The 12,835-nt window shown below is 36.4% G+C and carries 12 protein-coding genes and 1 tRNA gene; 3 read left to right on the forward strand and 10 right to left on the reverse strand.

Translation table 11 applies throughout. The annotated features are described in order from the left end of the window. Nucleotides 1-35: 35 nt before the first annotated feature. Nucleotides 36-1,172, forward strand: a complete 1,137-nt coding sequence (locus ABWU38_RS04700; protein ID WP_353272572.1) for an ankyrin repeat domain-containing protein — start codon at nucleotides 36-38, stop codon at nucleotides 1,170-1,172. Between the two features lie 643 nt (nucleotides 1,173-1,815). Here the strand turns inward: ABWU38_RS04700 and ABWU38_RS04710 are convergent. The 8 genes from ABWU38_RS04710 to rpsD all read right to left on the reverse strand — a co-directional run bounded on the left by ABWU38_RS04710 (nucleotide 1,816) and on the right by rpsD (nucleotide 6,660). After that, nucleotides 1,816-2,922 carry an FtsW/RodA/SpoVE family cell cycle protein gene (locus tag ABWU38_RS04710; RefSeq protein WP_253308944.1) on the reverse strand — a complete coding sequence of 369 codons (1,107 nt, stop codon included), beginning with the start codon at nucleotides 2,920-2,922 and terminating at the stop codon, nucleotides 1,816-1,818. Continuing rightward, nucleotides 2,919-3,635 (reverse strand): bifunctional demethylmenaquinone methyltransferase/2-methoxy-6-polyprenyl-1,4-benzoquinol methylase UbiE, encoded by a 717-nt coding sequence (gene ubiE, locus ABWU38_RS04715; protein WP_253308943.1) that lies wholly within the window; start codon nucleotides 3,633-3,635, stop codon nucleotides 2,919-2,921. Before ubiE ends, ABWU38_RS04710 begins: the two co-directional genes overlap by 4 nt. 60 nt (nucleotides 3,636-3,695) lie before the next feature. Continuing rightward, entirely contained in the window at nucleotides 3,696-4,559 is an 864-nt protein-coding gene (gene lipA / locus ABWU38_RS04720) for a lipoyl synthase (RefSeq protein ID WP_264732375.1), read from the reverse strand. Further along, nucleotides 4,552-4,866, reverse strand: coding sequence for a 50S ribosomal protein L28 (rpmB, locus tag ABWU38_RS04725; RefSeq protein WP_006279619.1), 315 nt, complete (start codon nucleotides 4,864-4,866; stop codon nucleotides 4,552-4,554). Before rpmB ends, lipA begins: the two co-directional genes overlap by 8 nt. Nucleotides 4,867-4,903: 37 nt before the next feature. Next, the gene (locus ABWU38_RS04730) at nucleotides 4,904-5,245 is read right to left on the reverse strand and encodes a DUF721 domain-containing protein (protein ID WP_182182927.1); all 342 of its coding nucleotides are present in this window, start codon (nucleotides 5,243-5,245) and stop codon (nucleotides 4,904-4,906) included. A 478-nt stretch (nucleotides 5,246-5,723) separates the two neighbouring features. Next, entirely contained in the window at nucleotides 5,724-5,918 is a 195-nt protein-coding gene (gene iscX / locus ABWU38_RS04735; RefSeq protein WP_253308941.1) for a Fe-S cluster assembly protein IscX, read from the reverse strand. A gap of 30 nt (nucleotides 5,919-5,948) precedes the next feature. Beyond that, nucleotides 5,949-6,035: transfer RNA gene (locus tag ABWU38_RS04740), tRNA-Leu, on the reverse strand. A gap of 10 nt (nucleotides 6,036-6,045) precedes the next feature. Continuing rightward, nucleotides 6,046-6,660, reverse strand: coding sequence for a 30S ribosomal protein S4 (rpsD, locus tag ABWU38_RS04745; protein WP_265016347.1), 615 nt, complete (start codon nucleotides 6,658-6,660; stop codon nucleotides 6,046-6,048). A gap of 113 nt (nucleotides 6,661-6,773) precedes the next feature. On the opposite strand from rpsD, the gene ABWU38_RS04750 reads away from it, so the two are divergent. After that, complete coding sequence (locus tag ABWU38_RS04750) at nucleotides 6,774-8,918, forward strand: transketolase family protein (protein ID WP_353272573.1); 2,145 nt, start codon at nucleotides 6,774-6,776, stop codon at nucleotides 8,916-8,918. A gap of 1,004 nt (nucleotides 8,919-9,922) precedes the next feature. Here ABWU38_RS04750 and ABWU38_RS04755 read toward each other — a convergent pair. Next, a complete protein-coding gene (locus ABWU38_RS04755) occupies nucleotides 9,923-10,372 on the reverse strand; it encodes a hypothetical protein (RefSeq protein ID WP_353272574.1) in 450 nt (149 codons plus the stop codon). A gap of 280 nt (nucleotides 10,373-10,652) precedes the next feature. After that, nucleotides 10,653-11,675, reverse strand: a complete 1,023-nt coding sequence (locus tag ABWU38_RS04760; protein WP_353272575.1) for an ankyrin repeat domain-containing protein — start codon at nucleotides 11,673-11,675, stop codon at nucleotides 10,653-10,655. A gap of 186 nt (nucleotides 11,676-11,861) precedes the next feature. Here ABWU38_RS04760 and ABWU38_RS04765 point away from each other — a divergent pair, with 186 nt between their 5' ends. Next, the gene (locus tag ABWU38_RS04765; RefSeq protein ID WP_353272271.1) at nucleotides 11,862-12,821 is read left to right on the forward strand and encodes an IS5 family transposase; all 960 of its coding nucleotides are present in this window, start codon (nucleotides 11,862-11,864) and stop codon (nucleotides 12,819-12,821) included. The last annotated feature ends 14 nt before the right edge of the window (nucleotides 12,822-12,835 follow it).

Genomic DNA, 12,835 nt, shown 5'->3' on the forward strand with positions numbered 1-12,835 from the left:
GATAATTAAAATATTATTGAAGTAGGGGTAAAATTATGACAATGAACTATGAGCAGTGGAAAAGAATGTTAAGCGCAGTTGATAAGGAGGAAGGCTTAAGTAAAGACAACGTAATTGACAAAATAAAAGAGGAATTAAAGAAATATCCAGAAGAATATAAGAAATGGGAAGAAGCTGGTTTTGATGTAGATTACCTATTTGAAATTGAAGATGATACATTAGATGATACATTAATAGCATATGATCGATTTATGTTATTGCATTCAGCTGCTAAAAATGGTCATTCAGATGTAGTAAATGCTCTAATACAAAACGGAGCAAATGTTAATGCAGAAGATAATTTTAAAAGTACTCCTCTATATGATGCTGCTAACAAAGGTTATATAGAGATAGTAAATGCTCTAATACAAAACGGAGCAAATGTTAATGCAGAAGATAATTTTAAAAGTACTCCTCTACATAATGCTGCTAGAAATGGTCATATAGATACAGTAAAAGTTCTAATAGCAAAAAGAGCAGATGTTAATGCAAAAGATATAGATGGATACACTCCTTTACATTTGGCTGCTAGAAATGGTCATGTAGACACAGTGAAAGTTCTAATAGCAAAAGGAACAGATGTTAATGCAAAAGATCAAGATGGATGGACTCCTTTACATTTGGCTGCTTACAAGTGTCATATAGATATAGTAAAAGTTCTATTAAAAAAAGGAGCAGATCTTTTATTAAAGAATAATTCTGGAAAAACTCCAAGAGATTTAGCTAGAACTGGTGATATAAAGAAGCTTCTGGAAGAAGAAGAAAAACAGCTAAAAAAACTAAACGAAGAAAAAAACGATTTACCGCAAGATAAGGATGATAATAAGGATACAACACCTCTTCTGGAAGAAACAGAAAAAAAACAACCTACATCAGCGATTAAAAAAGGTGTTTTTGCAGGTGGTGCAGTCGCAGTATTAGGCACTGCTGTAGCAATGGCACTTTTTGTAACCGGAACGGTTGCAGTTGAGTTAATACCTATAGTAACAGCAGTGGTTGCAATTGCAGCAGCAGCACTAGCAGTTGGTGGTATCACATATATGATGTTAAAACCTAGTACTAAAGTAGAAGAAGTGAAAGAAGAACAAGGCCCACCAAATGAGCAGAAAATATATGCAGGGTATTTTATGTAATCCTATTGCTTGACAATATAGTCTAATTGTTATCTAGATTCCAGTGTCACGCGTTAGAATAACAAGTGGAGTGTCTGTAGGTGTCATTCTAGTCTGGAATCCAGTTTTCTTTACAAATTCACCAAAAGTGCTTCATTCTATAACGCAAAACCCATACTCACCAAACCCAATGCATTACTTGCAATTAAGTTTCCTGGATCCCAGTGTCTGGGCACTGGGATGACAAGAAAGAGGCTACTTGGATGACACCCTGACAACCTTCATCCCGCTACGTGTTAGCGGGATCTAGAGATACCGTGACGGTATGACGTAGGACTGCTGTCATCCCGCTACGTGTTAGCGCCATGCACAACTGTACGAACGTTGTAGTTTGGGCCACCAGTGGGCAGTGCCCAGACACTGGTTCTATGCAACTTAATTAAAAACGTTTGTTTTAGCGTAAGACAACTACCTTTAGCTCATCAGCTCAGTTATAAGCAAAATTTCTGGATTCCAGACTGGAATGACACCATTTGCTGTCTTCAAAAATGAATGTTTGTACAGCTATGCATAACTCTTTCAGATTTCATAATATCTCTTGCCACTCATCTGAACAGATACCCATTTTGGAGGGATACCAATAATAGTTGTGAGCGGGTGACCACTAGTCCACAAGCATAACACGCTCACGAAACTTTAATGCGATAGCTTGATTTCTACTGAAAGACAGCATTATGCCAAGTGCGATGCTCGAAGATAAAAGAGAAGAACCACCATAGCTAAGTAGTGGCAGGGTTATGCCGGTGGTGGGAAAAACACTCAATGTTACCCCTGTGTTTATTATGAATTGTGTGATGAATTGAATTGAGATACCAAGAATCACCAATAGATTGAATAATTCATTTTCTCTATATGCAACGTAAAGCAAGCGGGCGGAAATGATGCCAAATAACATCAATGTGGCTAAGCACGTAATCAAACCAAATTCTTCTGCTAAAACAGAAAACACAAAATCTGTATGACAATCAGGAAGAGAGGTTTTTACGCTACCTTCACCAGGTCCAACTCCAGTTAATTGACCTCTTTTGAATGCTTCTAATGATTTTGTGACTTGAAAGTTATCGCGTTGCGTAAAAAAGACAAAATTGTAAATCCTTTGCTTTATATGTGGGAGGCATAAGTAAGCTATTGTAGTTCCAGTTGTGGCCATTCCTATTATGCATAGAAAGTATAAAAGTGGTATACATGCAATAAACATTTGACCAATAAAAGAATATGTTAAAAGCATGGACATACTGAAATCAGGTTGCAAAAGTAACAACACAAAAACTAACAGAAATATTATGATTGATATGTGCATTTTAAACTTCATTCCGCTGGCTAAGATACTAGCTATAACAACAGAAAAAAATGGCCTTACGAACTCAGATGGTTGAACTGAAATTTTGACAATATGTAACCATCGTTTCGCACCTTTTACCTCTATACCAAGTATTATCGCAACTGCCACTAAAATAGTAAATAAAATGAAACCTGCGAATGAGAGGTTAAGTATAGTTCTTGTGTTGAGAAAAGAAAATGTCACCAGGGTAATTAGTGACAGGACTATATAAATTGTATGGCGCCGTATAAAATAATCTTGTGGTAAAGAAAGACGCTGCGCAATTACAGGGCTTGCTGAATAAACAAGAATGAAGCTTATAGTGAGCAAAAAAAACACTGGAAGGATGAGATAATAATCCAGCGTTCTATACCAGAATTTAATATTCATTTTGTTCCAATGTGTAATGCCACTATTCCATAGCTCATATTATGAAACTCAACATTCTTAAAGCCTACCTCTTCAATTTCCATTTTAAAATCAGCCTGAGTTGGAAACTCTCTAATGCTCTTCACTAAATATTCATAAGAACTCCTGTCTTTAGCAACTATGCTGCCAATTTTAGGAATTACTTTAAATGAATATAAGTCATAAAGTTTGGTAAATATCTCATTTTGATAGTGCATAGGGGCAAATTCTAAGCAGATAAATTTTCCATGTGGTTTTAATACCCTGTGCGCCTCATTTAAAGCCTTCTTGCGGTCAGAAACATTTCGAATGCCAAAAGCTATTGTGCAATAATCAAATTCGGAGTCTTCAAATGGTAAACTTTCTGCATTCGCACATACCCAATCAAAATTAATTTGGTTTGAATTTATAGCTTTATCACGTCCTCTGCTTAGCATATTTTGATTTATGTCACATACTGTAACCTTAGCACTTGGCTCTTTTCTTACTATTCTTATTGCTATATCTCCAGTTCCTCCAGCAATATCTAAAATCTTAGAGTTTTTTGTAAAATGCACACTATTTACCATCTTATCTTTCCATAATCTGTGCATTCCGAGGCTCATTATATCATTCATGGTGTCGTAGCGACTTGCCACGGAATCGAATACCTCTTTAACTAATTGTGATTTCTTCTCGATTTTTATAGTAGACATTACGTACAGTCGCTCAACTCCTTTATAATTAGTAAAAATTAATTTGAATTAACACAAATGTCAACGACAGGCCTTGAGCCTGTTGAAATCTTCTTCAGCGTGGTATGATGACCGAGTTAGTGGGCTTGATGCAACCACTAAGAAACCTTTGGAGTAAGCAACGTATTTATAATGCTCAAATTCCTCTGGGGTAACATACCTATCAAGTTTTGCATGTTTTGGAGTTGGTTGTAGATATTGACCAATTGTAATAAAATCAACCTCAGCACTGCGCAAATCGTCCATAACCTGAAGTATTTCCTCTTTTGTTTCTCCAAGACCAACCATAAGCCCTGACTTCGTGAAAACTTTAGGATTAATCTGCTTTACCATCTTCAACAAATATAGTGAATGAAAATAGCGAGCTCGTGGTCTTATTTTTGCATACAATCTCGGCACTGTTTCAATATTGTGGTTATAGACATCAGGTGATGCAACAGCAATTGCTTCAAATGCTCCTTTCTTATTTAAAAAATCAGGAGTTAAAATCTCTATTGTTGTTTCTGAAGTTATCTTTCTAATTTCTTCTATGCACTGTATAAACTGATTTGCGCCACCATCTGGTAAATCATCACGATCAACAGAGGTAATGACAACATGTTTTAAGTTTAACTTTTTTATCGCTTTTGCTAAATTTTCTGGCTCATGAGGGTCTAGTTTATCAGGAATGCCAGTTGCAACGTTGCAAAATGCACAAGCACGAGTACAAACAGAACCAAGAATCATCACAGTAGCATGACGTTTATTCCAACATTCACCAATATTTGGACATGCAGCTTCTTCACATACCGTATGTAAGTTATGCAGTTTAACGATGTTTAAAGTTTCATTGAATACTTCACCGGTCGGAGCTTTTGCTCTGAGCCATTGAGGTTTGCTATGCATCTGAAACGGCTAACTCTACCTCTTGCTTTACTAAAACTTTTTTCAACCTTCTTTTTATCTTCTGCGCTTTTTCACTTAGTTTAATCGTTCTTGTGTTGAGCAAAAAAGCATCTAAATCACCTTTGTAATCTATAGTTCTCAAAGTTCTTGTTGCCACACGAAATCTAAACTTTTTATTCAATATATCACTTGTCAACGTAACCTTATGTAAATTTAAAAGAAAGGTACGCTTTGTTTTACGATTCGAATGTGATACCTTATTACCAAAAGATTTTTTTCTATTTGTTAATTCACAAACTCTACTCACTTCAATATACCAAATTATTCTATGTACTTAGATTACCTTATATAGTCAAATAGTCAATACTCTCTTGCTTAATTTTTATACCATATACTGCTTTGTAGCCAAAAAATATCGTAATTTTTTCTATTATAAGAGAAATCATATGCTGAATTTCTAATGCTTTACTGCCATTTGTTACTACTAGATGCAATACACCAGAATTTACATTCTGTGCATATGAGATCTTTTTCGGTTTTGTACACTCTGCTATTTCTTTCCCTACTATATTTCGCCAGTTTAAAATCAGACGTATTTCATTTTTGCTAATCTTATTTTTCATGCATTTTAATGCGTAATTTTCAATTATAGACTTTAATTTTTTTGGACCGCTACGTTTGAGCATTTTTCTGTTTTGTTTCTAGTATAACTAAATAAGTAAGGTTTACTACTACATTGGATTTCCTCAGTGCCAAATCCAAGTAGCTAACACTGGGATGACAACCTTCTAACTACTTTACAAACCTCTAGCCTCACACCATAAAAAGCAGTATTTTTATGTAAAATTTATCTCAACGTAGCACTTGTCAGGCAAGTCGTAATCACGTTCCATCCAAAAATTTTTGTGCTGCCATCTTTGCCTCATAATTAACCTTCTAGCTGTTTTAATTGTAATTAGTTAAATTATTATTAACCTGAGTGAATTTTAAATTAGATTTAAAAAGTACAGTATTGTCTAAAATGAATGATATACGGTGTCCGAATTTTAGACTCCTTCTTTTTTGTTGTCATCCCAGTACTTGATACTGGGATCCATTTTTCTTTTTTTTCTGGATTCCAGCGTCACGCGCTAACTTTTAATAGCGATAGTTATTTCTTATTTGTTAAGATCTTTCCTCAATCCAAGCTGCTTGAATGGCTTCGAGTATTTTCTCGTTACAGCGTTTTTCATCATCATCAAATTCCTCTAAACTCAAGACCTTTTTTTTAAGCTCAGTGAATCTGATATTAATTATATTCTCATCTGGAAATTTTTCCTCTAGAGCTTCTACAATATCTTCTATATCAAGCCATTTCATACTTTTTTGTATTTATCTGCTAAGTTAAATTGGTGCCCATGGGGAGACTTGAACTCCCAAGGTCGCAAAACCCACGGATTTTAAGTCCGCTGCGTCTACCGATTCCGCCACACGGGCTTTTTTTTATCTATCTAGAGTAAAACTCTACTACTAAATTGACTTCCATGTCTGCTGAATAAGGAACCTCAGAATATTGAGGTGACCTCAAATACTTCACTGAATGCTCTTTACTATCTGTCTCTAAATAATCCGGAGCCTTGCGCTCTTGTTTTTGTTCAGCCTCTACTACTACAGGGATTTTTGCTGCCCTTTCTCTTATTTTTATTATATCACCTGGTTTCACTCGATAACTCGATATGTTGACCACCTTATCATTAACTGTAACGTGCTTATGAGATATGAGCTGCTTCGCTGCATAAATTGTTGGCACAAGACCAGAGTGGTATAAAACAGAACTGAGCCTTGATTCTAAAATACCGATAAAATTATCAGCCGTATAACCCCTTCTGTTATAAGCATCTAAAAATGTACGTCTGAGCTGCTTACTTGAAATCGCATAGTAAAACTTAAATTTCTTATGCGCAGCAAACTGCTTACCAAAGTCGGATAACTTCTTGAATCCAAGAATACCATGTTGACCTGGAGGGTATTTCCTTTTGTTTACTGGGTCTTTAGCTCTACCCCATAAATTTACACCAAGTCTACGGCTAATCCTATACTTTCTAGTGATAACAGTTGTCATATAAAAACTCTTACGATTTAACTTTAGATTATTAAGGATTTTAGCATTCAGTGTCAACTTGTTTTTGCTGATATAATCTTTTATACTTCATTTTTAAGTTTTTCTATTAACACATGAATCATTCACATTTGGAATCTATGGCAAACGCCATCCGTTTTTTATCAATTGATACAGTACAAAAAGCAAACTCTGGACACCCAGGTATGCCACTTGGCATGGCAGATGTTGCAACTGTTTTGTTTGCTAAATATCTGAATCATAATCCTGATGATTCTAAATGGTTCAATAGAGATCGCTTTGTTTTATCAAACGGTCATGGGTCAATGTTACTATACTCAATATTATATTTGACAGGTTATACTAGCATAGATGAGCTAAAAAACTTTAGGCAAATGGGATCCAAGACCCCAGGTCATCCAGAGTTTGGCTTGACTTCCGGGGTAGAGGCAACAACAGGCCCGCTCGGTCAGGGGTTTGCCGCTGCTGTTGGCATGGCACTTGCTGAATCAATCCTTAAAAAGCAATTCAGAATCAATCACTACACTTACGTAATGCTAGGGGATGGCTGTCTTATGGAAGGAATAAGCCATGAAGCAGCATCACTTGCTGGGCATCTTAAATTGAATAAATTAATAGCCCTTTTTGATGATAATGATATCTCTATAGATGGCGCTACTTGCCTTTCCTGCTCTGATGATGTAGAGAAACGCTTCTTAGCGTATGGATGGAATGTTGACAAAATTGATGGCCATAATTTTGATGCCATATCCCTTGCAATAGAGCAAGCAAAAAAGTCTGATAAACCTACAATGATCTGCTGCAAAACTATTATCGGAAAATTTTCAAGCCGTGCTGGCACATCCTCTGCTCACAGTGGTGCTTTTTCGGAGGAAGACATCAAACAGATGAGAGAGAAATTAAACTGGAATTACGAGCCATTCCATGTGCCAGAAGATGTGAAAAACGCCTGGAAGAAAACTGTTGAGAGAGCAAGGCAAAATTACAATTCATTGTCATTCCAGCATGTGACCAGTGAAGAAGAAAAAGAATGGATCCCAGTGTCAAGCACTGGGATGACAGAAGAGAATGCTGGGATGACAGGATATCATGCAGAACTTCAAAGGCGACTAGATGAGCGTCTGCCAGATAACAGCAATTCGGTGTCATTCCAGTGCTTGACACTGGAATCCAGTGAAAATAAAGAACTTCAAAGACGGCTAGATAAACGTCTACCAGACAATATCGATAATGTTTTGGCTAACTTGAAGAAACAAATACACGAGACAATGCCAAACGAAGCTACACGTTCTTCTTTCGGCATGGTAATGGAACTTTTAACACAACATATGCCGGAATTAATCGGCGGTTCTGCTGATCTTACTGGGTCAAATTGCACTAAATATAAGCACATGCAGGTAATAGATAGTAATAATTATAGTGGTTCTTATGTCCACTATGGAGTGAGAGAACACGCTATGGCAGCATGTATGAATGGTATGGCACTTCACGGCGCGATTCTTCCTTATGGTGGCACTTTTTTGGTATTTTCCGACTACTGTCGTCCTGCTATACGTCTTTCAGCTTTGATGAAACAGCAGGTTATCTATGTGATGACTCATGACTCAATTGGAGTGGGAGAAGATGGCCCAACTCACCAACCAATAGAGCATTTAGCCTCTCTTCGTGCTATACCAAATCTATATGTTTTTAGGCCAGCCGATGCAGTTGAAACTCTAGAGTGTGTTAGCATTGCACTCGAAAAAAAAGAATCACCTGCACTGTTTGCGCTCTCAAGGCAAAACGTAAGTTACATGCGCAAATTCTATTTTGATATCGATCAATCTGCTAATCTATCGAAGTTTGGTGCATATGTTTTGTGTGAATGTTCAAAAGAATTAAAAGTGACAATATTTGCTACGGGGTCCGAGGTTGAAATTGCAGTTGAAGCAAGGGAGAAATTGCAGGAAAAGGGTATAGGTACAAGGGTTGTTTCTATGCCATGCTGGAGACTTTTTGATGAGCAAAGTGATGAATATAAAGCGGCAATATTAAATAATGACAGCATCAAAGTTGCAATTGAAGCTGGAAGTGAAATGGGTTGGCATAAATATATAGGTTCAAACGGTATATTTATTGGCATGAAAAGCTTTGGAGAATCAGCACCTTATAAAACACTTTATGAGCATTTTAATATCAGCGCTGATCACGTAGTAAAATGTGTGTGTGAATTTTATCATTCCACTGTATATATTCAATAGAAACCACTTGACAAACTCTGCCAGCCCCTTTATCATGAAACTGAAGGTATTCAGTTATCTTCATCTGTGCAGATTAAACAGCAAGAAAACAACGTAGTTGGCGTCTTATTTTTAATTTTTTGCACTATGTGCACCTTATGTCTTCACAACATTTCTAGGTTTTTACCTACACAAGCTGAAACGCGCTTATAAGTCGTTTAAGACAGTATAGTACGCCAATTTGCAGGATTAGAGAGTGACAACTAGCTAACACGGGATTTCTTTGCCTTTTTTTCTGCTTAGTAAATTTCTTAAACATTTAAACAAAGGTGAGTTGCATTTAAAAGCAGCTAAATTGCAGTGTTTAAGACTTAAAAAACGCCAATACTGAAAGTAGACAATGACTAGGGCTTCTTTTGCCTTTTTTTCGTTTGGTAAATTTCTTAACGTTTGTAGCTAAAGTAACTTAGGTTCACCGACAACCGTCATCCCGCTACTTGTTAGCGGGATCTATGCTAAGAGATACCGCGGCGGTATGACGTAGGACTGCTGTCATTCCAGTGCCAGCTACTTTCATGACATCATCATAAAGTAAAATGAGATCCCAGTGTCACGCACTGGGATGACAGGAGAAGGTACTGGGATCTAGCCTTTATTATTTGGTTGAAATTAAGTCTTCTGGATCCCAATGTCAGCTACTTTCATGACATCATCATAAAGTAAAATGAGATCCCAGTGTCACGCACTGGGATGACAGGAGAAGGTACTGGGATCTAGCCTTTATTATTTGGTTGAAATTAAGTCTTCTGGATCCCAATGTCAGCTACTTTCATGACATCATCATAAAGTAAAATGAGATCCCAGTGTCACGCACTGGGATGACAGGAGAAGGTACTGGGATGACACCGTCATAAAGGAACCAGTGCCTGGGCACTGCCCTCTTGGATGGAAACCAGTGTCAGCTACTTGGATGCATCCCACCATGTCATTCCAGCGCGTGACGCTGGAATCTAGTAAACCTTTAGCTATATTATGTCATGGTCTCCTGAACTATTCGGTGGTTCTAACACAACTGGTTGGTCAGATTCAGATGATGATTGTATTGGCTCATCAGACCCAAACAACCATGAAAAAACCCCACCAAAAAATGATGCAATTAATGAAAAAGGCTTCATAAGTATACTAAACAAACTACCAAAAAAAGAGCTCGGCTGTTCTTCTGTTTGTGCAGGTTCTATGGGAGCAATAGGCTGTGCACTTCCGGTTGCTACATCAGTTCCTTTTTCTGCACTGGTGGCGGGTTGTCCTCCATTATTTTGTGTAGGTCCTGTAGGTTGACTACCGTTGCTTACACCAGTTCCTTGTCCTGCACTGGTGGTGGGTTGTCCTCCATTATTTTGTGTAGGTCCTGTAGGTTGACTACCGTTGCTTACACCAGTTCCTTTTTCTGCAATGTCTGATTGGCTTTGTTGCATCGCTAGCTATGATGGATTAAAGATAAAAAAGATGGAGAATATCAGTAGCTTATTATTCTGGTATTTATAACAAGAACGGTCAGTGAATACCTAAATTTGAGTAAAAGAAATTTCACTACCACTCACTAATCCGGCTAAAATTCAAGAATTTCAATGCTTTAGCTATTTTCAATAGAATTAAGTTTATTAATATAAATAATAAATTACTATTCTTAAATTTGATCAGATTGATTGCAAAAAAACAAGATTTTCAATAGGTTGCTTATAATCCTAGCTATAGTTAGCCTTTCATAAGTAGCGATGCAACAAAGCCGTCTGATTCTGATTTAGCATCACCTTCTTGCTTTTCTTTCTTTTCTGTACCAGCATCTTCTTCTTGAACCCCTTTACTATCCGTCGATGGCTCATCAATTAAACCAGCATCAGGGCTTTCTGCGGCTTTTTGAAATAGAGTTTTTATTTCTTCGTTAGTAGTTAAATCGAAAGGAGTTTTTTCATCTTTATCTTTTACATTAATATTTGCTCCTGCTTTTATTAGAGCGTCTACTACCTCTTTGTTGTTATTTCGAGCAGCAAAATGTAAAGGAGTCTCTTCTTTATCATTTTGTGCATTAACATTTGCCCCTTTATCCAATAGGGCTTTTACTACATCTTTTTCGCCATTTCCAGCAGCAAAATGTAAAGGAGTCCATCCACCCTTATTTTGTGCATTAACATTGATCCCATTTACTTTCAGTAGGGCTTCTACTACCTCTTTGTCATTCTTTTCAACAGCCAAATGTAAAGGAGTATTTTCAGAATCATCTGTTGCATTAACCTGTGCTTTTCCTTCTTTACCCAACAGATTTTTTACATCATCAATATTACCGTTTTCAGCAGCCTTAAGCAGTTTATCATTGGCCTTTTTTACGCTTTGCAATAGATCTTGTATTCCTTCATCAGTGGCTAAATTGGAAGGAGTCTTTCCTTCATCATTTTGTGCATTAACATTTGCCCCTTTATCCAATAGGGCTTTTACTACATCTTTTTTGCCAGTTAGAGCAGCCTCATGTAAAGGAGTTTTTCCAGAATTATCTTTTGCATTAACATTTGCCCCTTCATCCAATAGGGCTTTCACTACATCTTTTTTGCCATATTCAGCAGCCCAATGTAAAGGAGTACATCCACTATTATTTTTTGCATTAACATTTGCCCCTTTATCCAATAGGGCTTTTACTACATCTTTTTCGCCATTTAGAGCAGACCAATGTAAAGGAGTATTTCCAAAATTATCTGTTACTATATCTTCATTTACATCACTCATCCCACACCTCCTGTAAAATTATATTATCACGGCAAAGCCGTTAATAATCTATGACCTTTATGTTCCTGGATGGCTTTGTTGCATAGCTAGTGTTGGTTGAGGTTATTGTAAGAAGAAAAGCTTTTTAATATATGGCTACTAACGCATTTTGTTGTAAAATAGGCATTTTTCAAACAAGTACAACTTATGCCACAAAAAATGAGAGTAAGTAACCAAAGAGAATATAACGAGTTTCTCAAAAAAAGAGGAAATGTTTTTCATTTTGTTAATCAAGCCATAGAAAATTGGTATGAAAATAGTCCAAAAGTTGCAGGTGGCAATAACACTTATAGTGATAAAGTTGTAATTTTAATACACATAATAGTTCATCTTTTTAGAATTGGCTTGAGACAAGCTGTAGGTTTTGTAAAAGGTTATATGGTACAAATAGGCAAAAAACTTAAGATTATCAGCTATACACAAGCTTCCAGAAGATTTAAAAAGCTTAATTTGAAGATTGATGACCATAGAAGCAATAAAGATGATCTGGAAAATGTTGAAATTGCCGTAGATAGCACTAGAGTTAGTATCTACAATAAGAACGGTGGGCATAGTAAGCTTAATATTCGAAAAAGAAAATACAGTGGTTATGGTCAAGTAAGAAAATTACATGTTGTTTTAAACATAAATGATAAGAAAGCAATAAGCATGAACTACACTAGTGGTGTTGCTGTAGACTATTTGCCGGTCTGCGATATGTTAGAAGAAGTCAGTGATAAATATAACATTTGTTCTATTCGAGCAGATGCGGCTTATGATATAAAAAGTGTGTATAAAGAATGCAGAAAATACAATATTGTGCCTATTATTCGCCCTAGGAAGGATACTAAAATTTGTTTAGCTGACTACTTATCAGAAAGAAACAAGTATATTAGTAGAATTAGGTCATATGAGAATTATGAAGATGGTATTAATGAATGGAAGAAAAAAGTTAAGTATGGAGCACGGTCTTATATTGAAGTCTTTTTCTATAGGTTGAAGCAAATATTTGGGTTTGGCTTGAAAAATAAATCAGAGGTAAATCGTGAAAAAGAGCTGTTAATTAAGTGCTACTTATTGAACAAATTTACTGATATAGGTATGGCTAAATTTAAATTAGCTGCGTAAATTCACTGTGATTT

Source organism: Wolbachia endosymbiont (group A) of Urophora cardui, assembly GCF_964028435.1.
GTDB lineage: Bacteria > Pseudomonadota > Alphaproteobacteria > Rickettsiales > Anaplasmataceae > Wolbachia.

Excerpts from the sequence above, each read along its gene's own strand:
- ABWU38_RS04700 (WP_353272572.1), top strand. The coding sequence starts at position 36 with ATGACAATGAACTATGAGCAGTGGAAAAGAATGTTAAGCGCAGTTGAT.
- rpsD (WP_265016347.1), bottom strand. The coding sequence starts at position 6,660 with ATGACAACTGTTATCACTAGAAAGTATAGGATTAGCCGTAGACTTGGT.
- iscX (WP_253308941.1), bottom strand. The coding sequence starts at position 5,918 with ATGAAATGGCTTGATATAGAAGATATTGTAGAAGCTCTAGAGGAAAAA.
- ubiE (WP_253308943.1), bottom strand. The coding sequence starts at position 3,635 with ATGTCTACTATAAAAATCGAGAAGAAATCACAATTAGTTAAAGAGGTA.
- ABWU38_RS04710 (WP_253308944.1), bottom strand. The coding sequence starts at position 2,922 with ATGAATATTAAATTCTGGTATAGAACGCTGGATTATTATCTCATCCTT.
- lipA (WP_264732375.1), bottom strand. The coding sequence starts at position 4,559 with ATGCATAGCAAACCTCAATGGCTCAGAGCAAAAGCTCCGACCGGTGAA.
- ABWU38_RS04750 (WP_353272573.1), top strand. The coding sequence starts at position 6,774 with ATGAATCATTCACATTTGGAATCTATGGCAAACGCCATCCGTTTTTTA.
- ABWU38_RS04755 (WP_353272574.1), bottom strand. The coding sequence starts at position 10,372 with ATGCAACAAAGCCAATCAGACATTGCAGAAAAAGGAACTGGTGTAAGC.
- ABWU38_RS04760 (WP_353272575.1), bottom strand. The coding sequence starts at position 11,675 with ATGAGTGATGTAAATGAAGATATAGTAACAGATAATTTTGGAAATACT.
- ABWU38_RS04765 (WP_353272271.1), top strand. The coding sequence starts at position 11,862 with ATGCCACAAAAAATGAGAGTAAGTAACCAAAGAGAATATAACGAGTTT.
- ABWU38_RS04730 (WP_182182927.1), bottom strand. The coding sequence starts at position 5,245 with ATGCTCAAACGTAGCGGTCCAAAAAAATTAAAGTCTATAATTGAAAAT.